Genomic DNA, 26,881 nt, shown 5'->3' on the forward strand with positions numbered 1-26,881 from the left:
AGAAGGAGGAAGCGCCATGAACCATTTTCGTGTGGGGCAACCCTATTTTCCTCCGAAAACGAATCACGTCGCAAAAGCTACAACCCAAACTGCTCCGGGAAACAACACGTTATTTCAGCAGTATTTGACGGAATCGATTGGCGCTGCAACCAAATCGGAGCCACTTAGCTTTAGCCAGCATGCCGTCAATCGCTTGCAGGAGCGGGGCATTACGCTAGAAAGACAGCAGATGGAGCGTTTGGAATCCGCTGTGCAAAAAGCAGCCGCCAAAGGCGCCAGAGAGTCTCTCGTTATGATGGATAATGTGGCCTACGTCGTGAGCATCGTAAATCGGAAAATTATTACCGCCGTAGACGATGGTAGCATGAAGGACAACGTATTTACTAACATTGATAGTGCCATTTTCGTGTAGGTGGCTGGTCACTGGGCTGGACCTCCTTTTGAGGAAGCCCATTCGGTTACCGACTGACAGAGGTAGCCGCTCTAAATGAGAAGGTTAAGGAGGAAATAACTATGCTTCGCTCAATGTACTCAGGTATTTCAGGCATGCGTGGTTTTCAAACAAAACTGGACGTTATTGGTAACAATATCGCGAACGTAAACACAGTTGGCTTTAAAAAGGGTCGTGTGATGTTTCAAGATATTTTGAGCCAAAACGTTCAAGGGGCTGGTGCTCCTACAGATGGTGGTAAAGGCGGTACAAACCCGACGCAAATCGGTCTGGGTGCTTCTATTGCTTCGATTGATACGGTTTTCTCTGCTGGTAGCCCAATGACAACGAACCTGCCGACAGACCTTTCTATCGAAGGAGACGCGTTTTTCATGGTCAGTCCTGATGAAGGGGCAACCATTTATTACACGCGTGCAGGGAACTTCACTCGTGATGCCCAAGGTTTCTTGGTGAACTCCCAAGGGATGAAGTTGATGAACACTGACCCGGCTCCAATTCAAATCAACCAAGCAGATGGAATTGTTTCTTACTCCATTGGCAAAGATGGCGTAATTACGACTGTGGATGATACTGGAGCACTTGCTTCGGACAATACCATTGGCGTAATGACCTTCAACAACCCAAGTGGTTTGAAGAAGATCGGTAACAATCTCTACGAAAACACAGTGAACGCCGGTGCACGTGATGATGATCCAATGACTCCAGCTACTCCAGCAGATGCACGAATCAGCATCATCGCAGGACAACTGGAAATGTCAAACGTTGACCTTTCTGAAGAATTTACAGAAATGATCGTGGCACAACGCGGTTTCCAAGCAAACTCTAGGATCATCACGACATCTGACACAGTATTAGAAGAACTGGTGAACCTGAAACGATAATTTCGTTTAACGGAAAAGCCGGGGAAGTGTTCTAAGACTTCCCCAGCTTGATCCGGAAAGGAGCAGCCAATGATTAAGTTAACTCGGTTTAACGGCTCTACTTTTTATCTGAACATCACTCACATTGAAACTGTTGAAGCAACTCCGGATAGCGTGATCACGCTGTTCAACGACAGAAAGTACATCGTGAAGGATTCGGTGGAATCCATCGCTGAACGTGTTCAGGCTTTTTATCATAATGTTCCTCCGGCAACATCTGTACCGAAAATGCCGGGTGATTCAAATGAATAGCGGGAGGCATTAGCGATGTTTCAAAATCGATTGTTTAACATGGCTCTAATCATTATCATCGCGATATCGCTACTGGGAGTGATCTCGTTTGTTCTCTGGCAAACGTATCTCTCTCCGGCTGCGCAAACATCTTCGACGGAAGAGCAAGAAGTGAAGCCGCTCACGGCAGAGGAAATGAAAGAGTTCTCCGTTGACACTGGCGAAATTACTACGAACTTGCTAACGAATAATTACATGATTGTACGCTTTAGCATTACGGCGGACAGTGCTGATGCCAAAACAGAATTGGAGCAGCGTTTGCCGCAAGTCAATCAGGTGATTATTAAAACATTGGCGGGGTTGACACCAGAAGACATAAAAGGAACTGAAGGTGTGAACAAGCTGGAAGCAAAAATCATGAATGAAATCAGCTCCCTGATGCAAGAGGGTAAGATTGTTCAAGTAGTGACAACCAAACGCGTCTTGTCATAGGAAGCGATTATGGTATACATAGCAAGGAGGTGACGACATATGGCCGAGGTTCTCTCACAGAGTGAGATTGATGCGCTGTTGGCCGCCCTATCTTCGGGCGAAATGGATGCCAACGAGCTGAAAAAGGAAGAAACTGAGCGTAAAGTCAAAGTATATGATTTCAAACGCGCCCTGCGGTTCTCAAAAGATCAGATCCGTGGTTTAACGCGAATCCATGAAAACTACGCGAGGCTGTTGACAACTTATTTTTCAGCTCAGCTCCGTACCTTCGTGCAAATTACGGTTGCCTCCGTCGATCAATTGCCGTATGACGAATTTATACGTTCTATTCCCAAGATGACCATCTTGAACATCTTTGAAGCTCCTCCGCTGGAAGGACGAATGGTTTTGGAAGTAAATCCAAACATCGCCTATACCATGCTGGATCGACTTCTGGGAGGACAGGGGGCGATTCCGGAAAAGATGGGCGCCCTAACGGAAATTGAAACAACGGTGATGGAACGTGTATTCGGCAAAGCGCTGGATACTTTCCACGAGGCATGGAAGCAAATCATTGAACTAGATCCGTATCAAGAAGGTTTGGAGATGAATCCACAGTTCATGCAGATCGTCTCACCTAACGAGATTGTCGTGGTAATCTCCTTTAGTACCAAAATCGGCGATACAACAGGAATGATCAATCTCTGTTTGCCTCACGTGGTACTGGAGCCAATCATGACAAAGCTGTCTGGACAATACTGGTTCTCCAAACAAAAGAAAACGCGGGATGAAGAAGAGCGCCTGCGTGTAGAAGAGCGAGTAAAAGTTGCAAAATTGCCGATTGTTGCTGAAATGGGAACAGCTACGATTACAGTAGGAGATTTCCTGCAGCTACAAAAAGGTGATGTCATTCAATTGGACCAATCGATCGACAACAAGTTGAAGATTAAAGTGGGCGACCACTTAAAGTTCTTGGGTCAGCCAGGAACACATAAAGGAAGAGTCGCCGTACAGATTGATGAAGTCATAGAGGAGGGGGAGGAACAAAATGAGTAGAGATATGCTTTCTCAAGACGAGATTGACGCGCTGTTACGTGCGAACAACTTGGTTGAGGACGAAGAGGAAGCTGTGTCGGCAGTGACCCAGGATGTTGCCGATTTTCTGTCCCCGTTTGAACAGGATGCACTCGGAGAAATTGGTAATATCTCCTTTGGGAGCGCAGCTACTGCGTTATCTACTTTGTTAAGTCAAAAAGTAGATATTACAACCCCTACTGTTTCCGTAGTTAATGTGGATGAATTGGAAAGTGAATTTCCGATTCCTCACGTGGCTGTCCACGTGGAATATACAGATGGTTTCAAAGGAATTAACCTTCTAGTCATTCGCATGGAAGACGCAGCAGTTATCGCGGATCTGATGATGGGCGGAGACGGCAGACCAGCGAACACGGAAATGTCTGAGCTTCATATCAGTGCGGTACAGGAAGCAATGAATCAGATGATGGGTTCCGCCGCTACGTCCATGTCAACGATTTTCAACCAGTTCATTAATATTACGCCACCAGGCATTGATGTAATGGATCTGGCGCAAGGCAAGGGTGGAGACAGCTTCTCTGATGATGACAGTCCTCTGGTGAAAGTATCTTTCCGCTTAAAGGTAGGAGAGCAAGGCGAACTTATCGATTCCAATATTATGCAGCTTCTCCCGCTTTCCTTTGCGAAAAAGATGATTGATAGACTGGTTGGAGGTGCAGGGGATGAAGAAGCAGCAGCGGCCCTCATAGATGAGATAGAGATGCCTTCTCTGCCTGCTATGAGTTTGTCGGCTCCTTCTATCCAACCAAGTGCGCAAGAGCAACCACAGAGCCACGTACCGCCTGTAGCGCCGCCACCACAGCAACAGCCGATGTATCAGCAACCGCCGGGTTACGCACAGCCAATGGGCTACCCAGGACAGCCGCCGATGTATCCTGACGCGTATGGACAACAAATGATGCCACCTGGCTATGCTCCGTACCCAGGAATGTATCAGCAGCCTCCAATGGCTCCGCCAGCTCCACAGCATTTCGGAGGTCCAGCAGCTAGTCAGGCGAATGTAGTACCAGCACAATTTGCTCCACTTGGAGGTGCTCCTATGTATACAGGAGACATACAGAACTTAAACTTGCTTCACGATATTCCATTGCAAGTAACAGTTGAGTTAGGTCGTACGAAAAAGCTGATTAGAGAAATCCTTGACTTGTCCGCTGGATCGATTATACAGTTGGACAAGCTGGCAGGTGAGCATGTAGACATTTTGGTGAACAACAAATTAATCGCCAAGGGCGAGGTTGTCGTCATTGATGAGAACTTTGGGGTTCGTGTTACAGACATCATCAGTCAGATCGATCGTGTTCAAAAATTACAATAATCCAATCAAGAGGGAAGCATTAGGGAGGAGCTATTCATGTCTAACAAAGTTTTAATCGTAGACGATGCAGCATTCATGCGTATGATGATCAAGGAAATTCTTTCTAAAAACGGGTACAGTGTCGTAGGGGAAGCAAGTGACGGTGCACAAGCAGTTGAAAAGTATAAAGAATTGGGACCTGATCTCGTAACCATGGATATTACCATGCCAGAGATGGATGGAATTTCTGCATTGAAAGAAATTAAAAAATTAGATCCTAACGCGCGTGTGATCATGTGCTCCGCGATGGGACAACAAGCGATGGTAATCGATGCGATCCAGGCGGGCGCAAAAGACTTCATCGTAAAACCATTCCAGGCGGATCGCGTTCTGGAAGCGATCAAAAAGACAATGAGCTAATGATGATGATCCGGAATGCAGGGGCAAGACTCATTTTAGCCTTCAGTCTGATCCTGTTGCTTTTCGTCTCCTCCCTGCCGAGTACCGTTTTTGCAGAAGGTTCAGTAGCGGATGCGTACAACCAGGGAAAAGTGCCAACTAGCAATGCGCCCGCCGGCAGTGAACAGCCGGCGGCCATTCCGGGCAGCGGAACAGGAAGTATGATCGGGTATCTAGTTCAAGTCATCTTTTCGCTTGGCTTTATTGCAGTATTGATCTTTTTATTGCTACGTTTTCTTGGTCGACGTCAAGGAGCTCAAAGTCATGGACCGATTAAAGTGATTAGCGCTACTGCACTAGGCAATGGCAAAACACTTCAGGTTGTTATGATCGGCGAGTCATTGTACATCGTGGGAGTGGGAGAAAACGTTCAATTGCTTCGTAGGATCGAACCGGGTGAAGAGGTAGATTTGATCTTGGCAGACGCAGAGATCAAACCAATGAAAAGCCCATTCTCATTAGAATGGCTCCCGTTCGGTAAGAAAAAGCAGGCTGAAGAAGAAATCTTGTTTTCTTCTGATATGGACGGCAAAAGCTTTCAAGATCTGTTGCAGGGTCAATGGAACGACTTGAAAAATCGTCCAGACCATACAGAACATTGGAAGAAAGAGCAAGCTCAGGACAGAGGGGACCAAAAATGAAATATTTTTTGCAGGTGCTGATGCTTGTCGCAGTGTTGCTATCCGTACCTGATATGGTCATGGCGGCGCCAGCGGGTACACCGCTTGTTCCGAGTATTGATTTGAAGATAGGCGGCGGAACAGGAACACCGCAGGAGACATCGACGGCCATTCAGCTGTTACTGATTTTGACAGTATTATCTGTAGCTCCAGCGATTTTGCTTTTAATGACCAGTTTTGCGCGAATTGTTATAGTGTTGTCTTTTGTTCGAAATGCGTTGGCAACTCAACAAATGCCACCGAACCAGGTATTGATTGCCCTTGCATTGTTTATGACTTTCTTCATTATGGCTCCGACACTCGGACAAGTAAACGAAACAGCCGTGCAGCCATTTATGCAAGGAAAGCTAACGCAACAGCAGGCATTGGACGCAGCGGTCATACCCTTTAAGGAATTTATGGCAAAGCAGACGCGTGAAAAAGATTTAGCACTCTTTCTGGAATACACAAAAGCCGAACGACCAAAATCAATCCAAGATATTCCGTTGAATGCGCTGGTACCTGCTTTTGCCATTAGTGAATTGAAGACGGCTTTTCAAATCGGCTTTATGATATTCATTCCATTTCTCGTAATTGATATGATCGTCTCCAGTATTTTGATGGGGATGGGGATGATGATGTTACCGCCGGTTATGATTTCATTGCCGTTTAAGATTTTACTGTTCATCATGGTGGACGGCTGGTATCTCATTGTGAGATCACTTTTGACCAGTTTTTAGCGACATTCCGAATGCCTCAGGAGGTAGAGCATGACACAAGAATTACTTATGCAGATTGCCCAAAGCTCTGTTTATACCATCCTGCTGATTTCGGCACCCGCACTTGGGGTCGCCTTACTGGTCGGTTTGATGGTCAGTGTCTTTCAGGCAACGACACAAATTCAGGAGCAGACACTCGCTTTTATTCCAAAGATCGTGGCCGTATTTGTCGTGATCTTGGCTGTTGGTCCATGGATGCTTCGGGTAATGCTTGATTTCACGATGGGGATCTTCGGTAACCTTCATCGTTTTGTTGGGTAGCATATGAATCTTTTTCTGATGTATCTGCCCGTATTCTTGCTTGTTTTTGTCCGAATGAGTGCCTTTTTTGTAACGGCTCCGTTCTTTTCCATTCGCGGTGTACCGAATCAGTTTAAAATCGGTCTCGCGTTTATCATTGCCGTCATCAGTTTTCAATCCTTGCCGGTACAAGGCGAGATTCCGATGGATTTGACATTTATTTTGTATGTCATGAAGGAAGCCCTTGTTGGTGTCATTCTTGGTTACATATGTGAAATGATGTTTATCGCCATTCAGGTTGCTGGTGGACTGATGGACATGCAGATGGGGCTCGCAATGGCAAACGTGATTGACCCCAAAACGGGTGCATATATCCCGGTGACAGGTAACTTCAAAAACATTCTCGCTGTCCTGTACTTTTTCAGTATTGACGGACATCACATGCTGATACGAGGTGTGATGAGCAGTTACCAGGTTATACCGGTGGACATCATGTGGGCGGCTTTCGGAAGCGAAAACGTCATGATGACAGCAGTAAAAACATTTCAAACGATGTTTACGAGTGCGTTTATGATTGCGGCACCGATCGTCGTTGCATTGTTTCTGGTTGATCTCTCTCTTGGTATTATCGCCAAATCTGTCCCGCAGTTTAATATCTTTGTGGTGGGTTTGCCCATTAAACTGCTTGCCGGCTTTTTACTGCTTATCGTGGTGATGCCTGCGTTCTTGCTGACCCTGAACGGATTGTTTGGGAACATGTTCCGGGCACTTGCAGAAATGATGAAATCGCTCGGAGGAGCACCATGAATCAATTGAGGCTTTCTTATCAAGTAGATCTTCAATTTTTTAATGGGGAAAAGACAGAAAAAGCTACGCCCAAGAAAAAGCAAGACGCACGAAAAAAAGGGCAAGTCGCGAAAAGTCAGGATCTTTCCCCCGCCCTATCTTTGACAGCATTTTTCTTTCTGTTAATGATGCTTGGCTCTACCATGCTAGGCACATTTCAAGATTTGATGCGGGAGTCATTGATTACATATACCACGTGGCAAGTAAATGAAGAAAATTTAAAAGTCATCGTGACGCAGCTCGTATTTGAAGCGATCAAAATTGTTGGACCTATCCTAGGCTTGAGTTTTCTTGTCGCATTTGCAGTGAATTACATGCAGGTAGGCTGGCTAATTAGTACAGAACCCCTTCAACTGAAACTGGAAAAGATCGATCCGATTAAAGGGGCAAAACGAATTTTTTCCTTACGCTCGCTCGTAGAGCTACTAAAATCTTTATTAAAAATAAGCGCAGGCATATATGTCGCGTACGTCATTTTGTGGAATGCAAAGGAACAAGTTGTACAGCTTTCCTTATTGTCTGTCGGAGCAGTCCTAGCGTTTACTGCCGAAGAGGTGACAAAGCTGGGAATCTATCTCGGGTTATTGCTTTTCATTCTCGCGATTCTGGACTATGCCTATCAGCGTTATGAGCATGAAAAGAATCTGCGAATGTCCAAGCAGGATCTCAAGGACGAGCATAAGCAAGCGGAAGGTGATCCGCTCATTAAAGGGAAGATTCGTGAACGGCAAAGAAGTATGGCCATTCGCCGTATGATGCAGGAGCTTCCCAAAGCGGATGTCATTATTACGAACCCGACTCACTTTGCTGTTGCCGTTCGCTATGACGCAAGTGCGATGAGTGCACCGACGGTAATCGCCAAAGGGCAAGACTATCTAGCATTAAAAATAAGGGAAGTAGCGAAAAAGCATCGTATCGTTACCATGGAAAACAAGCCCTTGGCCCGGGCTCTCTATAGTCAAGTTGAAGTTGGGCAACAAATTCCCGAAGAGATGTTTAAAGCGGTCGCGGAAGTTCTCGCGTACGTCTACAAGCTGCAAGGGAAAGTGAAATAAATGGAAGGAGGATAACCAGTGGGATTCAAATTTAAAGAAGTTGGTACGATCCTTTTTGTCATAAGCATTGTTGTCATGATGGTAATCCCACTTCCTTCAGCGCTACTTGATTTGCTGTTGATTTTGAATATCTCCCTTGCATTGACCATCTTGCTTGTGTCGATGTATACAAAAGAAACTTTGGAATTCTCGATCTTTCCGACGGTTTTGCTTATTACAACACTTTTTCGACTAGCTCTGAACGTGTCGACAACGAGAAATATTTTATCGCACGGTGAAGGCGGTAAAGTTATTGAAACGTTCGGTAGCTTTGTAGTCGGTGGTAATCAAGTCGTCGGTTTCGTCGTGTTCCTCATCTTGATCATCATTCAGTTTATCGTAATCACCAAAGGTTCTGAGCGTGTAGCTGAGGTAGCAGCACGTTTTACGCTCGACGCGATGCCTGGTAAACAGATGAGTATCGACGCGGATCTGAATGCAGGAATGATCACAGAAGCAGAAGCACGTGTCCGAAGAAAAAAGATTGAGAACGAAGCTGATTTTTATGGAGCAATGGATGGTGCCAGCAAATTCGTAAAAGGGGACGCCATCGCGGGTATTATCATTTTTATCGTAAATATTATCGGTGGTTTTATCATCGGGATGCTCATTCACGATATGAGCTTTGCCGAGTCTGCCTCTCGATTCACTACTATGTCTGTCGGTGACGCACTTGTGAGCCAGATTCCAGCGCTCTTAATCTCGACCGCAGCAGGTATTATTGTAACGCGTTCCACTTCTGGTGAAGGTCTGGGTGAAGACATCGTCAAGCAGATGTTCAGCTTTCCACGTCTTCTTTATATCGTAGCCGGATGCATGTTATTGCTGGGGCTCTTTACACCGATTGGAATTCTGCCTGTACTTCCGGTATGCGGGATAATGGCATTTGCTGCTTGGAAAATGGAGAAGAATCAAAAGATGCAAATACAGGAATCGGCCGACAAGGTGGAAGAGCAGCAGATGGAAGAAGTACGCAGTCCAGAAAGCGTCGTGAACCTGTTACAGGTCGATCCCATCGAATTCGAGTTCGGTTATGGCTTAATCCCGCTTGCCGATGTGAAGCAGGGAGGGGATCTGTTAGATCGAGTCATCATGATTCGAAGACAAATCGCACTCGAGATGGGGATCGTTGTTCCGGTCATTCGTATACGTGACAACATCCAGCTTCGACCGAATGAATATATGATCAAAATAAAAGGCAACCAGGTCGCAAAAGGGGAAATCATGCTAGATCACTATCTGGCGATGAGCCCGGGGATCGAAGATGATTCCATTGTAGGGATAGAAACCGTAGAACCTGCGTTTGGATTGCCCGCATTATGGGTAACAGAAGAGAATAAGGAGATTGCTGAGCTGTCTGGCTATACAGTTGTCGATCCACCATCTGTTGTGGCTACACATCTGACAGAGGTCATCAAGCGACATGCCCACGAATTGTTAGGTCGCCAGGAAACAAGGGCCCTGATCGACAATGTACGGGAGACAGCACCAGTTCTCGTAGACGAGCTGATTCCAAGTCTGCTCGCCATTGGGGACGTACAAAAAGTATTGCAAAAGCTGTTGCGTGAAAAAGTGTCTGTTCGAAATCTTCACGTTATCCTTGAAGCACTTGCGGATCATGCCTTGTATACAAAAGATCCAGATGTGCTGACAGAATATGTAAGACAGGCGATGGCGAGACAGATCACACTCCAATTTACGGAGCCAGGACAACCACTTCGCGTGCTTACAGCTGGAGCAGGATTGGAAAAAGCAATCTCTGAACGTGTGGAACAGTCTGAGCAAGGAAGCTATCTGGCGATGGATCCGGAAACGTCTCAGCGAATTTTCCAAAACATGTCGACTGAAGTGAGCAAAATGATCAACTCGGGTCAACAGCCGATCATTCTTTCATCACCAGCGGTTCGAATGTACTTGCGTCAATTAGTAGATCGCATGATGCCAGACGTTCCCGTTTTGTCGTACAGCGAGCTCGAACCACATGTTGAAGTGCAAAGCGTAGGGATGGTGAACATTTCGTGAGGGTAAAACGTTACATTGTCGATTCGATGCCAGAAGCAATGGAAAAAATCAGGACGGACTTAGGAATGGATGCAGTGCTTCTTAATTCCAAGCCGATCAAATCAGGTGGATTGTTCGGGATGTTTGGCAAACAACGAATCGAAGTAATCGCTGCTGTCGATGAAAAGGCATCCGAGCGAGAAAATCCCACAGTAGCAGCTGAACATCGAACCAACAACGTTTTGCCCAAATCGCAGACAGGTACGTACACGGCTGCTCAAGCGTATCGAAAACCGACTGTGACAAAAACAACGGAGAATCAACAAGTTGAATCAACAGGTAGGGAGGAGGTCGTAGCCGCGATGACACAAACCGCGGTTGCGACGCCTCCAAAAGAAGAGATCCCAGATACGAGAGCTGTACAGAAGCAAGGAGAGCGAACTGAGCAGCAAGCTCCTGGCATGACATCCCAAGAAAGAGCTTTACCCACAAGCAATCATGACGCGATTGCCACTGAAATGCGAGATATGCGTCAAATGTTTCAAAAGCTGTTGGTGCATGACTTAAGTGAACAACTTCCTCCGGCGATACAGTCTATTCGTGCAAAGTTAATGAAGCAAGAAGTGACTGAAGAGATAACTGCGGAAATCATTCGAAAAGTAATGGAAATGTCGCCACCGGGTGAAAAGTGGACGGAGGAAGAAGCGTTTGCAGTATGCCGAACGATTATCACTTCCATGATCGAACCATATACAGCCTCTTCGCCAAAGCTGGGTAAGAATGTGCGGTATGCTTTCTTTTTCGGTCCGACAGGGGTTGGAAAAACAACGACCATTGCGAAGCTTGCAGCGAACAGCATGTTGAAGGAAAAGCGAAAAATCGGCTTTATCACGGCTGATACGTATCGAATGGCAGCAGTAGAACAATTGAAGACGTACGCAAACATTTTAAATGTCCCGCTGGAGGTTGTCTTTTCTCCGAAAGAAATGGCGGCTGCGATGGAACGCTTAAGTGATTGTGACCTCATTTTTGTAGATACGGCTGGACGAAATTTTCGCAACGATGAGTATGTGGAAGGCATTCGTGAATTGCTGGAGCATGGAAAAGACAGCGTAAACTACCTAGTACTTAGCTTGAGCTCCAAATTCAACGATATGAAAGCGATCGTCCAAAACTTTGCGGAAGTTCAAGTGAAGCAAGTCATTTTTACAAAAGCGGATGAAACGAACAGCTTTGGCACGATGTTGAATGTTTGTCAGGAGATGAATCTACAGCTCTCCTATGTAACGACAGGTCAAAATGTACCAGATGATATCGTTGTAGCTACACCCGAGCTGGTTTCAACGATGATTATGGGAGAGTAAACAGATGCGTGACCAAGCAGAGCAACTCCGTGAGCGGATGCTACAAAACAAGAAGACACGACCAACTAGACTGGTGACAGTGACGAGTGGAAAAGGTGGTGTCGGCAAGTCCAATTTTAGCTTGAATTTTGGACTTGGTTTGAGTGAGAAGGGTCATAGGGCGGTTTTGTTTGACTTGGATCTGGGTCTGGCAAATCTGGATGTATTAATGGGAATTACTCCAAAAAAGCATCTGTTTCATTTGTTAGAGCCAGATACGACTGTTTGGGACATTATCGAGCACGGGCCAGGAGGCTTGGAATTCATCGCGGGTGGTTCTGGATTTACGCAGATCATGCAGTTAGATGATGAGAAGCTAGATCGCTTATTCTCCCATCTGGACCCGCTGCAAGGCTATGCCGACACAATCATTTTTGATACGGGAGCAGGTTTTTCAAAGGAATCCATGCGATTCATGCTCTCCTCAGACGAGGTCATCCTCGTTACCACTCCCGAACCACCAGCGATAACGGATGCATATGCAGTCATCAAGATGCTACACGCACGTAATCCCGCTGTCTCCATTCGCTTGGTGATAAACAGAGCGTCATCGGAGAAAGAAGGAAAAATGACGGCGGACAAGCTTGCGATGGTTTCCAAACGCTTTCTGAATATGGATATTCAGTCACTTGGATATGTTTCGGATGATCCTTATGTTTCAAAAGCTGTTAAACTGCAGCGTCCTTTTCTACTTACATATCCACAATCGCAAGCCGCGAGAAGCATACGAAATCTGGTAGAGCGGTATTTGGATCGTCCGGATACTTCAGATGCTTCTGTCAGTGGTCTCAAAGGTTTTCTTGCGAAGTTGAGGCACTTCATACGATGAGACATAAAAGTAGGAAGGGAGCGACATTCGAATGAGTAAAATCCGCGTCCTCGTCACAGACGATTCTGCATTCATGCGTAAAGTGATTTCGGACATTTTATCTACTGATCCTGAGATTGAAGTGATTGATCGAGCCAAGAATGGTCTCGAATGTATTGAAAAATGTAAAAAACTGGCTCCGGATGTCCTCACACTCGACATTGAAATGCCGGTTATGAACGGTTTGGACGCGCTTGAAAAGCTGATGAATGAGTACCCGGTTCCGATCGTCATGTTGAGCAGTCTGACAAAAGAAGGGGCCGAAGCTACGATTCATGCGTTGGAGCTAGGTGCGTTTGACTTTGTAACGAAGCCTTCTGGTCCAATTTCTCTCGACATCCACAAAGTGGGCGATCGTCTTATCGAGCGTGTGAAGGCTGCGGCAGCATCGAAAGTACGTTTGAGAAAGCAGATGCCTCGCGTAGTCAAACCGGTATCTTCCGAATCAAAAGCTACACCTGTTGCACCGGCAGCTCCAGTAATACGTACGAAAATACCGAGCCCGCCTGCCGTGATGCGGTCACAAGTGGGCGGAAAGGCAAGACTGGTGGTTTTAGGTACTTCCACGGGTGGTCCTAAAGCATTGCAGAGTGTACTGACTGCAATTCCGGCGAACTTTCCGGCACCAATTGCCATCGTTCAGCATATGCCAGCAGGTTTCACAAAATCGTTAGCAAATCGGCTAGACTCGCTATGCCAAATTCGAGTAACCGAGGTTGTCGATGGCGAATATTTGGAAAATGGTACAGCGTACATCGCTCCAGGAGGCTTCCATTTCGAAGTTCGTCAAGTAAATGGGAGACTACAGGCCTATTTACACCAAGAGGAGCCACGAGGCGGTCACAGACCGTCTGTCGATATCCTGTTTGAATCAGTCAGTCAATTGACAAATGTAGACAAATGGGCAATCATCATGACAGGCATGGGAAATGATGGGACTAAAGGGCTAAAACGCATGAAGGAGCTTGGCGTTGTCACAAGTATTATCGAAGATGAGTCGAGTTGTGTCGTATACGGAATGCCACGAGCAGCGATTCAAGCAGGCTTGGCAGACAACGTGGCCCCATTAGAAAAGATTCCGGAGCTGTTGTGCAAGCTCTTGCACTGATTTTTGGGAGGTGGATCACCGATGGATATGAATCAGTATTTGGACATGTTTATTGAGGAGTCAAAGGAACACCTACAGGCAATCAACGCCAACTTGTTACTCTTGGAAAGTGATCCGGGTAATATTGGCCACGTCAAAGAGATTTTTCGTTCCGCTCATACATTGAAGGGGATGTCGGCGACCATGGGCTTTGAAGACATGGCGAGTTTGACTCACGAAGCGGAAAATGTACTTGACCTGATTCGCAATCAAAAGTTAACGATTACCAGTGATATTATGGACGCTATTTTTCAGAGCGTAGATTTGATTGAAGGCATGGTCATCGATATCACGGAAGGTGGAGACGGTTCAGCAGATGTTTCCACTATTGTAAAGAAGCTGCGGGCGATTGTAGCTGGAGACTTTTCAGCCGAGCAGGAAGTAGCAGCAGCTACGATGGAAGTGGAAGCACCGCAAGAGGAAAGCACGCCTGCTGAAGATCATGAGCTGGATGATTATGCAATGATGGTCCTGAAGCAATCGCAGGAACTCGGAAACAACGTTTTGTGGATCAAAGTGACATTAAATGAAAACTGCTTGCTCAAGGCTGCTCGCTCTTACATGGTTTTTGATCAATTGGAATCCATGGGTGAAGTGATCAAGACGAAGCCGGCTGTTGAAGATATCGAGAATGAGCGATTTGAACAATCGTTTGAAATCGCCTATGTGACGGAGCAATCAATTGAAAAAGTACGTACTACGATTCTTAACATTTCGGAAATCCAAGATGTAACAATCGAAACGATTCAATTGAAGAGTGAAGCTCCACCTGCTCCCGTAGTGCAACAGACGCCAGCGCCAGCTGAAAAAGGAGCAGCAGAAGCTTCTCAAGCACCTGTGAAGAAGGCGACGGCTGGTGGAAAAACAATTCGTGTGGATATCGAACGCTTGGATATCTTGATGAATCTGTTTAGCGAATTAGTCATTGACCGTGGTCGTTTGGAGCAGTTGGCACGCGAGATCGGAAAGAATGAACTGCAAGAAACCGTGGAGCACATGAGCCGGATTAGTGGCGATTTGCAAAACATCATTCTGACCATGCGCATGGTTCCGGTGGAGCAAGTATTCAATCGTTTCCCACGTATGATTCGCGACCTGCAAAAAGATCTGAATAAAAAAGTGAATCTGGAGATTATTGGTGCGGAGACAGAATTGGACCGTACTGTCATTGACGAAATCGGGGACCCACTCAATCACTTGTTGCGTAACTCGCTTGACCACGGAATTGAGTCTCCAGCAGATCGGAAAAAGGCGGGTAAGCCAGAGGAAGGAAAAATCGAGCTCCGCGCTTTCCACAGTGGGAACCATGTATTTATTGAAGTAAAAGATGACGGTGCTGGAATCAATAAGGATAAAGTTCTCAAAAAAGCACTTGAGAGAGGCATTGTCAATCCTGCCAATGCAGACAGCATGAGCGACAAGCAAATCCACGAGTTGCTATTTGCAGCAGGCTTTAGTACAGCGGAAGTTGTTTCTGATATTTCCGGTCGTGGTGTTGGACTGGATGTCGTTAAGTCCAAAATTGAGTCGTTGGGTGGAAGTGTCAGTGTAGATTCTGTGCGCGGCCAAGGCACGACTTTCCTCATTCAATTGCCACTTACGCTCTCTATCATTTCCGCGATGCTGGTACAAGTGAAAGATGAGAAGTATGCTGTCCCACTCAGCTCCATTATTGAGACGGCTGTATTTAAAAAAGATCAAATCATGATGGCTCACCGCCAGAAAGTGATCGACTTCCGGGGACGTGTAGTTCCGCTCGTTTCGCTACAGGACATTTTCCAAGTGCCTGATAATGGGGAAACAATGGAAGATGAAGTGGCAGTCGTCATCGTACGTAAAGGTGAGAAAATGGCAGGCCTTGTCGTCGATTCGTTCATCGGTCAACAAGAGATTGTTCTAAAATCTCTGGGCAAATATCTGGTTAATGTATTTGCCATTTCAGGTGCAACGATCCTGGGAGACGGTCAGGTCGCGCTCATCATAGATTGTAACTCACTGATTAAGTAGAAGGAGGGGCAGCCACATGCTCGATCAAAAAGAAGTCATTAGCGAAGTCAAAGTGATTGTCTTTCGATTGAAGGACGAAGAGTATGGCGTAGAGGTTCATCAAGTAAAATCCATTGAAAAGCTGGAGCACATCACAAGAGTTCCTCGAACGCCTAGTTTCGTCAAAGGGGTTATTAATCTGCGTGGCGTTGTGACACCGATTATTGACCTGCGCAATCGCTTCAGTCTTGAAGAAAGCGTCTATTCCGAAGCGACTCGAATCATTATCGTGGCCGTAGGTGAGTTGGAAGTGGGTCTCATTGTAGATGCTGCTAACGATGTAATTGATATACCAGTTGATGCGATTGAACCGCCTCCAGAGGTTGTTGGAGGAGTGGAAGCTGCTTATTTGCGAGGCGTCGCTAAGCTGGATAAACGACTGTTAATCCTCTTAAACCTCGATAAAGTATTGAGCAATGAGGAAATCAAGCAGTTGGACGCAATTGAGGGGTAAGTAAAATGGGCGATTTTACGAAGTTTGGGGATTTCCAATTTGACGTTTTACGGGAAATCGGGAATATCGGTGCTGGTCACGCTGCCACGGCTCTCTCCAAGCTCATACAAAAAGAAATCGATATGAAAGTTCCACAAGTAAAGATTATCCCCTTCGACGAAGTTGCAGATTGTGTAGGAGGAGCGGAAACTGTAGTAGTGACCGTCTTCCTCCGGGTTGAAGGCGATTGTCCAGGGAACATGTTTTTCATCCTTGATTTGGATTCTGCCAAGCACCTGCTCGAACAAATTACGGGAATTAATAAAGATGTGTACGAGTGGGAAGAGCTGGAGATCTCAGCGCTGCACGAGATTGGCAACATCTTAACAGGTTCTTATCTATCATCGTTAGCTGATTTTACACAATTAAATTTACAGCCGTCAGTACCTGCACTCGCTGTGGATATGGCTGGAGCTATTCTAAGTTATGGATTAATAGCGTTGGGTCAAGCGGGTGACTTTGCCCTCACGATTGACACCGCTTTTTTCGAAGGCAATGATCAAGTAAAAGGGAACTTTTTCTTAATTCCTGATCCTGAATCGCTCCCAATACTATTTCGTTCATTAGGGGTTCCGTTCGATGGAGATTATTAAGATAGGGATGGCTGATCTTGGTGTGGCAAAGCCGCCGAGTAAGCTGCGTACTACCGGTTTAGGTTCTTGCGTAGGGGTAGTGCTCTACGATCATATCCATAAAATTGCAGGTATGGCACATGTTATGCTTCCGGAATCGTCTTTGGCTAAAAGCGGGGAGCTAACGATAGGCAAGTATGCGGATACAGCAATTCCTCATCTGATTCAGTTGATGGTGAAGGCTGGCGCGGAGACCAGACACACAGTTGCGAAATTGGCTGGTGGCGCACAAATGTTCGCGTTTTTAGGGAATAATGACACCATGCGGATTGGGCCTCGGAACGTAGAGGCGTGCAAACTTGCATTGAAGGATGCTCATATAAAGATCGTGGCAGAAGATACAGGGGGAAACTGCGGTCGGACAATCGAGTTAGATGCCACAAACGGCATTCTTCAAATCAGGACCGTAAATCAAGGTGTGAAGGAAGTATAACAAATGTTAGGAACCATTTGGATTAATTTTGGATTAGGAATGCTCGCATTTCTTGTGACGCTGGGTACGGCTGTGGCGAGTAATGTCTGGCTCGTATCACTGGAGAGAGCAGGTATCGCATTTGTCCTATTCTTCCTCGCAGCTTTTCCAATTCGTTGGCTGCTCGCAACGTTCATTCAGTCATCTACTCCACCAATGGTTACGGACACGCTAGAGGGGACAAGCTCTCCTCTAGCAGAAGGTGGAGTCGTTCTGGAAATTGGACAACAATTGGAACAGGAAGATCAAACATTTGCACCACTCTCAATCAACAAGATGGAAAGGATTCATCCTACTGAGGATCCAGCCACCGTTGCAGAGGTCGTTAGGCGCTTATCAGATGAGTAAAGGTTGGTGACTATTCGTGGCACGGCTAACCAGTCAAGAAAAAGCAAAAGAGTTCGATAAATGGGTCATGTGGAAGCAAGAGGGAAGTCGCGAGGCGGAGGTTGACTTGGTCACGCGGTTTTTGCCACTGGTCGATAAGGTGGCAAATCGGTTGGCGATTAATCTGCCAGCAAATGTGGACAAGGATGACTTGATTAGTTATGGGCGCTTTGGGCTATTGGACGCTTTGGCTAAATTCGATCATACCCGGGGTCTCCAATTTGAGACGTACGCCATGTGGCGGATTCGTGGTGCGATGATCGATGGACTACGTGAGAACGACTGGATCCCTCGTACTGTTCGAGACAAGGCCAAAAAAATCGAAGAAGCATACACCACCTTGGAACAGCAAATGCTGCGAATGCCAACCGATCAAGAAGTGTCTGATTATCTGGGAATAAGCAAAAAGGAGCTTCAACAGGTTTTCTTGGAAACCTCACTTGCCAGCATAGTTTCTATCGATGAGGCAGTAGGGGATGAAGACGAACAAAAAACAGCAAGACATTCGTATATCATCGACGAGCTCACACCTCGCCCTGATAATGTGGCGGAAGTATCCAGCTTAAAAGAGGTTCTTGTAACGGTCATCGACAAATTGCCTGAAAAGGAACGATTGGTTGTCTCCTTGTTTTATTTTGAAGAAATGACCTTATCAGAAATTGCGGAAATCATGAGCTTGTCACCTTCAAGAATATCCCAGTTGCACTCCAAAGCTCTTTTCCGACTTCGTTCTGCGTTGTCCAGATGGAAATCGCAATTGATGTAAGGGGACATTACCCAAGCTTGAGAGGGGTAGAATGATGGAAGGGATCGGGAAATATAAAATAGAAGTAAAAATTTCAGCCGATAAATTGGAGGCCGAAGTACTTCTCCGAATGGACGAACAAGATATCGAAGAAATTGTCGTCTTGGAAACAGATGTATACAAAGCATTACAAGCAAGCAATGTGAAGTATGGAATTCTCGATGATGTAGTACAAAACTTGTGTACCTTACCTGCGAAGTATGCAAATGCGAGAGTAAAGGTTGCTCAGGGGATTGCACCTGTGGCTGGAACCGATGCGACTATCGAGTACCCTTATTTGGCATCTATTAATGAAGGGGAAGGTCCAAAAGAGCTAGAGGATGGTCGAGTTGATTTTTATAATGTGACGACAATCCCTAATGTGGCAAAAGGGCAACTCTTGGCACGTAAAATATCAGCAAGCCAGGGACAACCAGGCACAGCAGTTACCGGAGAGCCCATCGCTCCCAAAGCCGGCAAGGAAATAAACATAAAGCCTGGGAAAAATGTTGTGCTCAATCAAGAGCGGACGATGCTATACGCCGCTATTGACGGGCAAGTCTCCTTTACGGAACAGGCAAAAATGAACGTGTTTCCCGTATTTGAAGTAAACGGGGATGTTGATTTTGGTGTTGGCAATATTGATTTTGTGGGAACGGTGGTCATTCGCGGGAACGTATTGAATGGCTTTCGCGTAAAGTCATCAGGAGATATACGCGTACTTGGCAGTGTAGAAGGGGCTGAGTTGTACGCGGAAGGCTCCATTGAAATCAAAAGCGGAATAGTTGCCCAGGACAAAGGCTGCATTGTTGCGGGGAAAGATGTCCGGACATCCTTTATCCAAAACGCCAATGTAACGGCTGGCAATCAAGTGATTGTTTCACAAAGCATCATGTTCTCAACCGTACGAGCTGGAAAGCAAATCATTTGCAAAGGGGCAAAAGGCTTCATCATTGGCGGTGTGCTGCAAGCTGGGGAAAAGATTGCGGCTCGAGTATTTGGGAACAGCAGCGCCACTCCTACGATACTCGAAGTAGGAGTAAAACCGGAATTAAGACAAGAACTGGCGAACATTCAAAAAGAACTACAAAATGTGTATGAAAATTTACGCAAAACAGATCAAGGCCTAGGCGTTATGAATCAGATCCTTCAAGTCAGCAAAGAACTTCCAGCAGACAAACGTCTCATGCAAATCAAGCTAACCAATACTCGTTTGGTTCTGGAAAAAGAAAGCAAGGAATTGGAAGCACGCAGAAATGATATTGAACTCGAGCTGAAAGGGGAAGGACCAGCAGCTATTGAGGCATATCATGTGATGTATCCAGGAATCAAAATGACGTTTGGAAAGCTGGTGCACTTTATCAAGCACGAGTATGCAAGAACGCGATTTATTGTGCTGGACGGTGAAATTAGCACAGCAACTCTTATCTAATCCAGGATGCTAACATACTTAGTGTGACAAAGGGAGTTGGGGCCATATGAGTTTGAAAGCGGTTGAATTGCAGGTGGCAATACCACGAACGCTAGAAGTCAGCCGAATTCAGGAGCATCAGCAACAACGAACCATGCATGAACAACAATCAATGATTGATCAGCGAAGAGACCTGGATGAACATATGCGCCAGCGCCCGAGCGATCTTGAGCAGTCACAAAAGAACCAGATACGCGAACGAGAAAAAAAGCAAGGACAGCAAGAACATCAGGACAAAAAAGAATCCGCTGGAAGTCAAATGTCCGAATCGAGCGAAGGTGTATCTACGAATGCTGATCTCATGAGAGATCCATTGCGTGGGCGTATTATAGATATTTCTTTATAAACGAAGATCAAGCCAGAAATAAAGGTGGACAACATGGACGTAGTGTATCCCATCCTGATTGGAGCAGGAATGATCAGCATGCTTCTTGCTTTTGTCATTAAAAAGAAGCAGCCTGTTGACTCCTTTTCCTCAATACCGACACAACGCACGACGGACAAGGACGAGCTCGAAAAAAGCGTGCAGCGTCTTCAAAAACAGGTAAAGCAAGAAACCAATCTTCTTGCCGCAGAATGGCAGGAAATGAGAGCGGATCTTCTCGAGGATATCGCTAGTTTGCGTAAGCGATTAGACAATATGGAAGAACAATGGCAAAAGAGTGAAACTCATAAGCAGGAAGCTCCAAAGGAAACGAATCGGATAGAACCAGCACCTCAAGTTCAAGAGGTGGATATGCTGGCACTACGAGAACGTTATCGCCGTGCCTTTGAGCTGAGTAAAGAAGGGTTGTCTCGGGATGAGATTGCAAAACGACTCGGTGCCGGCAGAGGAGAAATCGATTTGATCTTTTCCTTGGCTGACAGGCATGAGCGAGGTCTTGCCGATGCGTAAACAAGAGCTCTTATTTGGATTTGGAGCAGGACTGATTGTGGCTACCTCCATAATCGGAATGTTAGCGCCTAAGCAGACTGCGCAAACCCCAGCCATGACTGTCGATCAAATGAAAGTAGCTGCACAAGAGCTGGAAATGGTCGTGCTTACAGCAGAAGAATACAAACAGTGGCAGGAAGAAAAGAAAGTGAACGTACAGCCAGCTCCTGGAGTGCCTAAGGCGCCAGTTACGCCAAAGGTAGGTCAAACAGTGGCGCCTGTGACAAAGCAACCGCAGACGCCAACTGTACAGCCTACGACGCCTGCAGCTTCATCAGAGCAAAAGGCGATTCCGCCAACCAATCCGAGTAAGGACGGTCACCCTACTCCAACCGCACCGAATACGCAGACACCAACGTCACCCAATGCGCTGCCACCTACAGCTCCGACAGTGGAAGCACCAGTAGCAGAAAAGAAGGTATCTTTCACCGTTCCTTACAAAGCAACTGCAGAGGATGTAGCGCAGATTCTAGTTAAGGAAGGAATCCTTCCTGCTGACAATCAATTTGTGGCACAGCTACGTGCGAGCGACAAGCTAAATCGTATTCGTGTCGGTACCTATGAAGTGTCGACCGCCGCTAAGGAAGCAGATATCGTCAAGTTGATAACAACTCCGCCTAAAAAATAGGCGGTTTTTTCAATGTAACCAAATGTGTCCATTTGTCGTCAGGCAAGAAGGGTCAAAACTTTTTTTTACGAAATAAATGGAATTCGTTTGTTGCAATTGAAACTCTCATATGATATATTCATTTACGGTGTTGAAATCGCACGTCCACCAATTCCAGCAACGGTGCTGCCAATGGCAGAATTGCTTGGAACATGCGGTGAGGCGGAGGTAGGCATCACAAAAACCATTTTTGAAGGAGGTGTGAAATATGGCAGTAATTTCGATGAAACAATTGCTCGAGGCTGGTGTACACTTCGGTCACCAAACTCGTCGTTGGAACCCGAAAATGGCTCGCTATATCTTCACCGAACGTAACGGAATCTACATTATCGACCTGCAAAAAACCGTTAAAAAAGTAGAGGAAGCGTACAACTTCGTGCGTGAACTCGCTCAAGATGGCGGAAAAATCCTCTTCGTTGGTACGAAGAAGCAGGCACAAGAATCCGTTAAAGAAGAAGCAGAACGCACAGGTCACTACTTCATCAACCAACGTTGGTTGGGTGGTACTCTGACAAACTTCACAACCATCAAAAAACGTACTGCTCGCTTGGCTGAGCTGAAACGTATGGAAAACGATGGTACTTTCGCAGTATTGCCTAAGAAAGAAGTTATCGTTTTGCGCAAAGAAATGGATCGTCTGGAAAAATTCTTGGGCGGTATCGCTCACATGGATAAACTGCCTGACGCTCTGTTTGTCATCGATCCTCGTAAAGAGCGCATCGCTGTAGCAGAAGCTCGTAAATTGGGTATCCCAATCGTAGCGATCGTAGATACTAACTGCGATCCAGATGAAATCGATTATGTGATCCCAGGTAACGATGACGCAATTCGCGCTGTGAAATTGCTCACTGCTAAAATGGCAGACGCTCTCCTGGAAGGAAATCAAGGTACAGAGCAACAAGCAACAACAACTGCGTAAGCATGTGTGTTAAAGGGTGGACTGAGGGTGTCAGAACCCCCGTCCATCCTTTTTTGCTGAATAGCGTCGCCGAGGTTAACAGGCGACTTGCTTTTCGATTATAATAGGATCGTAACTTTTCGAGGAGGTTTCACTCAATGGCAATTAGTGCACAAGCGGTTAAAGAACTGCGCGAGCGTACAGGCGCAGGTATGATGGATTGCAAACGCGCGCTGGAAGAAACAGCAGGCGACATGGAAAAAGCAATTGACTTGCTCCGTGAGCGCGGTGTAGCGAAAGCGGCGAAAAAATCCGGACGTATTGCAGCTGAAGGTTTGACTGCGACAGCGGTTGCTGGAAACGTAGCAGCAGTTGTAGAAGTAAACTGCGAAACTGACTTCGTTGGTAAAAACCCTGAGTTCCAAACACTTGTGAAAGACATCGCTGAGCACGTTGTATCCCAACGTCCTGCATCTGTTGAAGAAGCTCTGGAGCAACCTTTCAAAGGTGCTGGCGAGACTTTGGCTCATGTAATCAACGAGAAAATCGCGACTATCGGAGAAAACATCTCCTTCCGTCGTTTTGCACTCTCCGAGAAAACAGACAACGGCGTTTTCGGTGCTTACCTGCACATGGGTGGCCGCATCGGCGTTCTGGTTACTTTGGAAGGTACACAAGACGAAACACTGGCTCGCGACCTGGGCATGCACGCAGCAGCGTCTAACCCTCGTTTTGCTAACCGTGATGAAGTTTCCGCTGATGAGATCGAGCGCGAGCGTGAAGTTCTGAAAAACCAAGCGCTGGCTGAAGGCAAACCTGCTAACATCGTTGAGAAAATGGTAGAAGGCCGCCTCTCCAAATTCTTCGAAGAATACGTACTGGTTGAGCAACCATTCGTAAAAGATACTGACAAGAAAGTAGCTGTTCTGTTGAAAGAAGCAGGCGCTACCTTGAAAGAATTCGCTCGCTTCCAAGTAGGCGAAGGTATCGAGAAAAAACAAGAAGACTTCGCAGCTGAAGTAATGGCTCAAGTTAATAAGCAATAATAAAGGTTATAGGGAACACCTTCGTGTTCCCTATTTTCAAAGCGAGAGTTTCACTTTGTGTGAAACTCTCTGCATGTAAAGAGCAATGTGTACCTGTTCCCAATTAGAAGGAATGAAGACTGGGCACAGAGAATGATTCATGAATGGAGGCCGTTTCACATGCCACTTCCTGCCTATAAACGGGTTGTGTTAAAGTTGAGTGGGGAAGCTTTGGCGGGGGACTTAGGGTATGGTATTGACCCAAAGGTTATTTTCTCCGTCGCTAACCAGATCAAGGAAATCGTAGAATTGGGTGTACAAGTCGCAGTAGTCGTCGGAGGAGGTAACATCTGGCGTGGACTTTCCGGCAGCTCTAAAGGAATGGATCGGGCAACAGCCGATTACATGGGGATGCTGGCCACAATTATGAACTCACTCGCCTTGCAGGATGGGTTAGAAAAAGTGAACGTCCCGACTCGTGTTCAAACCTCGATTGAGATGAGACAGGTAGCAGAACCATACATACGCCGTCGTGCCATTCGTCATTTGGAAAAAATGCGCGTGGTTATCTTCGCTGCCGGTACTGGTAACCCATACTTTTCAACGGATACGACTGCTGCTCTGCGTGCAGCGGAGATTGAAGCTGAAGTAATCCTGATGGCGAAAAACAAGGTAGACGGTGTGTACTCTGCAGACCCAAGCCTTGATCCGAACGCCAAGAAGTACGACCAGTTGACATTCCTGGAAGTACTGAATAAAGGTTTAGGTGTCATGGATTCAACAGCGTCCAGCTTGTGCATGGATAACAGTATTCCGTTGATCGTCTTTAACATTTCTGAAGAAGGCAATATTCGTCGGGCAGTAATGGGCGACAAAATCGGTACTCTAGTGAAAGGGGAATAATTATGCCTCAAACTGTGCTAAAAGACATGGAAGATCGCATGAATAAAGCGATCAATGCTTTGAAAAGAGATCTGTCCAGCCTGCGTGCAGGTCGTGCGAACCCAGCGATGCTGGATCGTGTTACAGTAGACTACTACGGCACTCCAACGCCGATTAGCCAATTGGCAAACATCAGCGTACCAGAGCCGCGTATGCTGACTATCCAGCCTTGGGATAAAACAGCGCTTAAAGAAATTGACCGTGCGCTGCAACAATCGGATTTGGGCATTTCTCCATCCAACGATGGCGTGATTATCCGCCTGATCATACCTCCACTCACAGAAGAGCGTCGTAAAGACCTCGTGAAGCTGGCAGGAAAAGGTGGAGAAGAAGCAAAGGTAGCGATCCGTAACATCCGTCGTGATGCAAACGATGAAATCAAAAAGCTTGAAAAAGCTGCTACCATTTCTGAGGACGATTCCCGTCGTCATCAAGAAACTATACAAAAAACGACGGATAAATTCATCGCCGAAGTTGATAAGATCGTTAAGGACAAAGAGAAAGACATTTTGGAAGTATAGGTAATGGTAATCCCCCTCGTTTGAGGGGGATGTACGTCTATATCTCTCATTACGGGGGAACACTTTATGTTAGAACATCTGGCGCGCAAATGGGGCCGCAAAGAAAAGCAATCGGAGCCAGCCGAGTTGGATCGTTCCGGTAAGATTCCGGAGCATGTGGCGATTATTATGGATGGTAACGGTCGTTGGGCCAATAAGCGCAGTTTACCCCGGGTTGCCGGGCACCGTGCAGGAATGAAAGCAGTAAAAGAAGTCGTCAAGGCTGCAGACGAGATCGGCGTGCGCTATATGACGATGTACGCGTTCTCTACCGAAAACTGGAAGCGACCACGCGATGAAGTGGATTTTCTCATGAAACTTCCGCAGGAATTTTTGTCGACAGAATTGGATGAATTAATAGAACGTGGTGTCCGCATACGCATGCTGGGCAGTAAAAACGAGCTGCCTTCTCATACGCTGAAAGCACTGCTGGAAGCAGAAGAGAAAACGAAGGACAATAGCGGTCTTCAATTGAATTTTGCCCTGAATTACGGCGGGCGAGATGAGCTTGCGAAAGCATTTTCAGTAATGGCAGCACAAGTAAAAGCAGGTGAGCTTCAACCAGAACAACTGACTGAAGAATTGATATCGAGCTACCTGTATACAAGCGAAATTCCCGATCCAGACCTCTTGATTCGCACAAGTGGAGAGATTCGCTTGAGTAACTTTATGCTATGGCAATTAGCATATACAGAATTATGGTTTACGGACGTGCTATGGCCTGATTTTACCCGTGAACATTTTTATCAGGCAATCGTGGAATACCAAGGCCGAGCTCGTCGCTACGGGGCGGTATAGCCGAGAGGTGGAATCAGTTGAAGCAACGTATAATAACAGGCCTGATAGGTGGGGCTGCTTTTCTATTATTGATGTATGCTGGTGGAGTTTGGTACTCACTATTGGTGTTTTTACTGGCTGTCATTGGCTATTATGAATTTATGAGAATGGCTGGCATTCAGTCATTTTATTTGGCAGGATTGCTCGGATATGTATTGATGTTAAGCATTTTGTGGCCGTCTCTATTATTTTCGGATTGGCTCAGTATCAGCATGCCGGATCTGATGCTGCCCGTCATCCTGCTTTTGTTGATTTACTCCGTTTTGCGGAAAAATCAGTTTCACATTGAACACGTCGCCCTTACGTTGGTGGGGGCGTTATACATAGGCTACGGTTTTACTTATATGGCCGCTACCCGAAACCTACCTGAAGGATTCATGCTGACGGTCATGGTCATTATGGGAATCTGGTCGACAGATTCGGGCGCCTATTTTGTCGGAAAAGCAATAGGTAAGCGTAAGCTGTGGCCGGAAATAAGTCCAAACAAGACGGTGGAAGGGGCCTTAGGAGGTCTCGTCGCTTCTGTTTTGATTGTTCTTTCCATCAATGCAAGCTTTGGACATTTTGCGATTGATCAGGCATTGACCATCGCACTTGTTGCGGGGATCGTCGGGCAATTGGGTGATTTGGTTGAGTCGGCATTCAAGAGACATTTCCATGTAAAAGATTCAGGACAACTCATTCCGGGTCACGGAGGCGTTTTGGATCGCTTTGATAGTTTTTTGCTCGTCTTTCCGGTTCTACATCTATTAGGTATTGTCTAAAACCTTTTGCA

32 protein-coding genes are annotated in these 26,881 nt (G+C 46.2%); all 32 read left to right on the forward strand.

What is annotated here, in order from left to right; genetic code table 11:
* Nucleotides 1–16: 16 nt before the first annotated feature.
* The 32 genes from HP568_RS24690 (at nt 17) to HP568_RS24845 (ending at nt 26,870) form a co-directional block, all read left to right on the forward strand.
* The gene (locus HP568_RS24690; protein WP_048033452.1) at nt 17–412 is read left to right on the forward strand and encodes a TIGR02530 family flagellar biosynthesis protein; all 396 of its coding nucleotides are present in this window, start codon (nt 17–19) and stop codon (nt 410–412) included.
* A gap of 101 nt (nt 413–513) precedes the next feature.
* Nucleotides 514–1,332, forward strand: a complete 819-nt coding sequence (gene flgG / locus HP568_RS24695) for a flagellar basal body rod protein FlgG (RefSeq protein WP_048033451.1) — start codon at nt 514–516, stop codon at nt 1,330–1,332.
* Nucleotides 1,333–1,401: 69 nt separating this feature from the next.
* On the forward strand, nt 1,402–1,623 hold the full coding sequence (locus HP568_RS24700; protein ID WP_017249323.1) for a flagellar FlbD family protein: 222 nt from the start codon (nt 1,402–1,404) through the stop codon (nt 1,621–1,623).
* A 15-nt stretch (nt 1,624–1,638) separates the two neighbouring features.
* Nucleotides 1,639–2,094, forward strand: coding sequence for a flagellar basal body-associated FliL family protein (locus HP568_RS24705; protein ID WP_048033450.1), 456 nt, complete (start codon nt 1,639–1,641; stop codon nt 2,092–2,094).
* A gap of 39 nt (nt 2,095–2,133) precedes the next feature.
* Nucleotides 2,134–3,129, forward strand: a complete 996-nt coding sequence (gene fliM, locus HP568_RS24710) for a flagellar motor switch protein FliM (RefSeq protein ID WP_016743325.1) — start codon at nt 2,134–2,136, stop codon at nt 3,127–3,129.
* On the forward strand, nt 3,122–4,483 hold the full coding sequence (fliY, locus tag HP568_RS24715) for a flagellar motor switch phosphatase FliY (RefSeq protein WP_048033449.1): 1,362 nt from the start codon (nt 3,122–3,124) through the stop codon (nt 4,481–4,483). Before fliM ends, fliY begins: the two co-directional genes overlap by 8 nt.
* A gap of 36 nt (nt 4,484–4,519) precedes the next feature.
* The gene (locus tag HP568_RS24720) at nt 4,520–4,882 is read left to right on the forward strand and encodes a response regulator (protein ID WP_007719294.1); all 363 of its coding nucleotides are present in this window, start codon (nt 4,520–4,522) and stop codon (nt 4,880–4,882) included.
* Nucleotides 4,882–5,562: a flagellar biosynthetic protein FliO gene (locus tag HP568_RS24725; RefSeq protein ID WP_173630498.1), complete on the forward strand. Its 681-nt coding sequence runs from the start codon at nt 4,882–4,884 to the stop codon at nt 5,560–5,562. Before HP568_RS24720 ends, HP568_RS24725 begins: the two co-directional genes overlap by 1 nt.
* On the forward strand, nt 5,559–6,320 hold the full coding sequence (gene fliP, locus HP568_RS24730; RefSeq protein ID WP_048033447.1) for a flagellar type III secretion system pore protein FliP: 762 nt from the start codon (nt 5,559–5,561) through the stop codon (nt 6,318–6,320). Before HP568_RS24725 ends, fliP begins: the two co-directional genes overlap by 4 nt.
* A gap of 30 nt (nt 6,321–6,350) precedes the next feature.
* Nucleotides 6,351–6,620: a flagellar biosynthesis protein FliQ gene (gene fliQ, locus HP568_RS24735; RefSeq protein WP_048033446.1), complete on the forward strand. Its 270-nt coding sequence runs from the start codon at nt 6,351–6,353 to the stop codon at nt 6,618–6,620.
* Between the two features lie 3 nt (nt 6,621–6,623).
* Nucleotides 6,624–7,406, forward strand: a complete 783-nt coding sequence (gene fliR / locus HP568_RS24740; RefSeq protein ID WP_048033445.1) for a flagellar biosynthetic protein FliR — start codon at nt 6,624–6,626, stop codon at nt 7,404–7,406.
* Entirely contained in the window at nt 7,403–8,500 is a 1,098-nt protein-coding gene (gene flhB / locus HP568_RS24745) for a flagellar biosynthesis protein FlhB (protein ID WP_173630499.1), read from the forward strand. Before fliR ends, flhB begins: the two co-directional genes overlap by 4 nt.
* A gap of 18 nt (nt 8,501–8,518) precedes the next feature.
* Nucleotides 8,519–10,561: a flagellar biosynthesis protein FlhA gene (flhA, locus tag HP568_RS24750; protein ID WP_048033443.1), complete on the forward strand. Its 2,043-nt coding sequence runs from the start codon at nt 8,519–8,521 to the stop codon at nt 10,559–10,561.
* Complete coding sequence (gene flhF, locus HP568_RS24755; RefSeq protein ID WP_173630500.1) at nt 10,558–11,904, forward strand: flagellar biosynthesis GTPase FlhF; 1,347 nt, start codon at nt 10,558–10,560, stop codon at nt 11,902–11,904. Before flhA ends, flhF begins: the two co-directional genes overlap by 4 nt.
* Before the next feature lie 4 nt (nt 11,905–11,908).
* Nucleotides 11,909–12,772, forward strand: coding sequence for a MinD/ParA family protein (locus HP568_RS24760; protein WP_048033441.1), 864 nt, complete (start codon nt 11,909–11,911; stop codon nt 12,770–12,772).
* A 31-nt stretch (nt 12,773–12,803) separates the two neighbouring features.
* Nucleotides 12,804–13,919: a protein-glutamate methylesterase/protein-glutamine glutaminase gene (locus HP568_RS24765; RefSeq protein ID WP_173630501.1), complete on the forward strand. Its 1,116-nt coding sequence runs from the start codon at nt 12,804–12,806 to the stop codon at nt 13,917–13,919.
* A gap of 21 nt (nt 13,920–13,940) precedes the next feature.
* Nucleotides 13,941–15,965 carry a chemotaxis protein CheA gene (locus HP568_RS24770; RefSeq protein WP_173630502.1) on the forward strand — a complete coding sequence of 675 codons (2,025 nt, stop codon included), beginning with the start codon at nt 13,941–13,943 and terminating at the stop codon, nt 15,963–15,965.
* Nucleotides 15,966–15,981: 16 nt separating this feature from the next.
* Entirely contained in the window at nt 15,982–16,458 is a 477-nt protein-coding gene (locus tag HP568_RS24775) for a chemotaxis protein CheW (RefSeq protein ID WP_048033438.1), read from the forward strand.
* A 5-nt stretch (nt 16,459–16,463) separates the two neighbouring features.
* A complete protein-coding gene (locus HP568_RS24780; protein WP_048033437.1) occupies nt 16,464–17,090 on the forward strand; it encodes a chemotaxis protein CheC in 627 nt (208 codons plus the stop codon).
* Nucleotides 17,077–17,562, forward strand: coding sequence for a chemotaxis protein CheD (locus tag HP568_RS24785; RefSeq protein ID WP_007719270.1), 486 nt, complete (start codon nt 17,077–17,079; stop codon nt 17,560–17,562). Before HP568_RS24780 ends, HP568_RS24785 begins: the two co-directional genes overlap by 14 nt.
* A 3-nt stretch (nt 17,563–17,565) precedes the next feature.
* Nucleotides 17,566–17,949 (forward strand): hypothetical protein, encoded by a 384-nt coding sequence (locus tag HP568_RS24790; RefSeq protein ID WP_048033436.1) that lies wholly within the window; start codon nt 17,566–17,568, stop codon nt 17,947–17,949.
* Between the two features lie 16 nt (nt 17,950–17,965).
* The gene (locus HP568_RS24795) at nt 17,966–18,754 is read left to right on the forward strand and encodes a FliA/WhiG family RNA polymerase sigma factor (protein WP_173630503.1); all 789 of its coding nucleotides are present in this window, start codon (nt 17,966–17,968) and stop codon (nt 18,752–18,754) included.
* A gap of 31 nt (nt 18,755–18,785) precedes the next feature.
* Nucleotides 18,786–20,204, forward strand: coding sequence for a flagellar assembly protein A (locus HP568_RS24800; RefSeq protein WP_082195956.1), 1,419 nt, complete (start codon nt 18,786–18,788; stop codon nt 20,202–20,204).
* 46 nt (nt 20,205–20,250) lie between these two features.
* Nucleotides 20,251–20,589 (forward strand): hypothetical protein, encoded by a 339-nt coding sequence (locus tag HP568_RS24805; RefSeq protein ID WP_048033435.1) that lies wholly within the window; start codon nt 20,251–20,253, stop codon nt 20,587–20,589.
* A gap of 33 nt (nt 20,590–20,622) precedes the next feature.
* Complete coding sequence (locus HP568_RS24810) at nt 20,623–21,138, forward strand: DUF6115 domain-containing protein (RefSeq protein WP_217366759.1); 516 nt, start codon at nt 20,623–20,625, stop codon at nt 21,136–21,138.
* Nucleotides 21,113–21,805, forward strand: a complete 693-nt coding sequence (locus tag HP568_RS24815) for a DNA polymerase III subunit gamma/tau (RefSeq protein ID WP_173630505.1) — start codon at nt 21,113–21,115, stop codon at nt 21,803–21,805. The genes HP568_RS24810 and HP568_RS24815 overlap by 26 nt, the downstream gene beginning before the upstream one ends.
* Before the next feature lie 247 nt (nt 21,806–22,052).
* Nucleotides 22,053–22,763, forward strand: coding sequence for a 30S ribosomal protein S2 (rpsB, locus tag HP568_RS24820; RefSeq protein WP_015891726.1), 711 nt, complete (start codon nt 22,053–22,055; stop codon nt 22,761–22,763).
* A 137-nt stretch (nt 22,764–22,900) separates the two neighbouring features.
* Nucleotides 22,901–23,788 (forward strand): translation elongation factor Ts, encoded by an 888-nt coding sequence (tsf, locus tag HP568_RS24825; protein WP_048033432.1) that lies wholly within the window; start codon nt 22,901–22,903, stop codon nt 23,786–23,788.
* Nucleotides 23,789–23,947: 159 nt separating this feature from the next.
* Complete coding sequence (pyrH, locus tag HP568_RS24830; RefSeq protein ID WP_007719254.1) at nt 23,948–24,670, forward strand: UMP kinase; 723 nt, start codon at nt 23,948–23,950, stop codon at nt 24,668–24,670.
* A gap of 2 nt (nt 24,671–24,672) precedes the next feature.
* Nucleotides 24,673–25,230 (forward strand): ribosome recycling factor, encoded by a 558-nt coding sequence (gene frr, locus HP568_RS24835; protein ID WP_048033431.1) that lies wholly within the window; start codon nt 24,673–24,675, stop codon nt 25,228–25,230.
* Nucleotides 25,231–25,296: 66 nt separating this feature from the next.
* On the forward strand, nt 25,297–26,067 hold the full coding sequence (locus HP568_RS24840) for an undecaprenyl pyrophosphate synthase (protein ID WP_048033430.1): 771 nt from the start codon (nt 25,297–25,299) through the stop codon (nt 26,065–26,067).
* 17 nt (nt 26,068–26,084) lie between these two features.
* Nucleotides 26,085–26,870 carry a phosphatidate cytidylyltransferase gene (locus HP568_RS24845; RefSeq protein ID WP_173630506.1) on the forward strand — a complete coding sequence of 262 codons (786 nt, stop codon included), beginning with the start codon at nt 26,085–26,087 and terminating at the stop codon, nt 26,868–26,870.
* The last annotated feature ends 11 nt before the right edge of the window (nt 26,871–26,881 follow it).

The sequence above is a fragment of the Brevibacillus sp. MS2.2 genome (assembly GCF_013284345.1).
GTDB lineage: Bacteria > Bacillota > Bacilli > Brevibacillales > Brevibacillaceae > Brevibacillus > Brevibacillus brevis_C.

Coding starts and splice junctions, on each gene's coding strand:
- HP568_RS24690 (WP_048033452.1), top strand. CDS start 17: ATGAACCATTTTCGTGTGGGGCAACCCTATTTTCCTCCGAAAACGAAT.
- flgG (WP_048033451.1), top strand. CDS start 514: ATGCTTCGCTCAATGTACTCAGGTATTTCAGGCATGCGTGGTTTTCAA.
- HP568_RS24700 (WP_017249323.1), top strand. CDS start 1,402: ATGATTAAGTTAACTCGGTTTAACGGCTCTACTTTTTATCTGAACATC.
- HP568_RS24705 (WP_048033450.1), top strand. CDS start 1,639: ATGTTTCAAAATCGATTGTTTAACATGGCTCTAATCATTATCATCGCG.
- fliM (WP_016743325.1), top strand. CDS start 2,134: ATGGCCGAGGTTCTCTCACAGAGTGAGATTGATGCGCTGTTGGCCGCC.
- fliY (WP_048033449.1), top strand. CDS start 3,122: ATGAGTAGAGATATGCTTTCTCAAGACGAGATTGACGCGCTGTTACGT.
- HP568_RS24720 (WP_007719294.1), top strand. CDS start 4,520: ATGTCTAACAAAGTTTTAATCGTAGACGATGCAGCATTCATGCGTATG.
- HP568_RS24725 (WP_173630498.1), top strand. CDS start 4,882: ATGATGATGATCCGGAATGCAGGGGCAAGACTCATTTTAGCCTTCAGT.
- fliP (WP_048033447.1), top strand. CDS start 5,559: ATGAAATATTTTTTGCAGGTGCTGATGCTTGTCGCAGTGTTGCTATCC.
- fliQ (WP_048033446.1), top strand. CDS start 6,351: ATGACACAAGAATTACTTATGCAGATTGCCCAAAGCTCTGTTTATACC.
- fliR (WP_048033445.1), top strand. CDS start 6,624: ATGAATCTTTTTCTGATGTATCTGCCCGTATTCTTGCTTGTTTTTGTC.
- flhB (WP_173630499.1), top strand. CDS start 7,403: ATGAATCAATTGAGGCTTTCTTATCAAGTAGATCTTCAATTTTTTAAT.
- HP568_RS24760 (WP_048033441.1), top strand. CDS start 11,909: ATGCGTGACCAAGCAGAGCAACTCCGTGAGCGGATGCTACAAAACAAG.
- HP568_RS24765 (WP_173630501.1), top strand. CDS start 12,804: ATGAGTAAAATCCGCGTCCTCGTCACAGACGATTCTGCATTCATGCGT.
- HP568_RS24770 (WP_173630502.1), top strand. CDS start 13,941: ATGGATATGAATCAGTATTTGGACATGTTTATTGAGGAGTCAAAGGAA.
- HP568_RS24775 (WP_048033438.1), top strand. CDS start 15,982: ATGCTCGATCAAAAAGAAGTCATTAGCGAAGTCAAAGTGATTGTCTTT.
- HP568_RS24780 (WP_048033437.1), top strand. CDS start 16,464: ATGGGCGATTTTACGAAGTTTGGGGATTTCCAATTTGACGTTTTACGG.
- HP568_RS24785 (WP_007719270.1), top strand. CDS start 17,077: ATGGAGATTATTAAGATAGGGATGGCTGATCTTGGTGTGGCAAAGCCG.
- HP568_RS24790 (WP_048033436.1), top strand. CDS start 17,566: ATGTTAGGAACCATTTGGATTAATTTTGGATTAGGAATGCTCGCATTT.
- HP568_RS24800 (WP_082195956.1), top strand. CDS start 18,786: ATGATGGAAGGGATCGGGAAATATAAAATAGAAGTAAAAATTTCAGCC.
- HP568_RS24805 (WP_048033435.1), top strand. CDS start 20,251: ATGAGTTTGAAAGCGGTTGAATTGCAGGTGGCAATACCACGAACGCTA.
- HP568_RS24810 (WP_217366759.1), top strand. CDS start 20,623: ATGGACGTAGTGTATCCCATCCTGATTGGAGCAGGAATGATCAGCATG.
- HP568_RS24815 (WP_173630505.1), top strand. CDS start 21,113: ATGAGCGAGGTCTTGCCGATGCGTAAACAAGAGCTCTTATTTGGATTT.
- rpsB (WP_015891726.1), top strand. CDS start 22,053: ATGGCAGTAATTTCGATGAAACAATTGCTCGAGGCTGGTGTACACTTC.
- tsf (WP_048033432.1), top strand. CDS start 22,901: ATGGCAATTAGTGCACAAGCGGTTAAAGAACTGCGCGAGCGTACAGGC.
- pyrH (WP_007719254.1), top strand. CDS start 23,948: ATGCCACTTCCTGCCTATAAACGGGTTGTGTTAAAGTTGAGTGGGGAA.
- frr (WP_048033431.1), top strand. CDS start 24,673: ATGCCTCAAACTGTGCTAAAAGACATGGAAGATCGCATGAATAAAGCG.
- HP568_RS24840 (WP_048033430.1), top strand. CDS start 25,297: ATGTTAGAACATCTGGCGCGCAAATGGGGCCGCAAAGAAAAGCAATCG.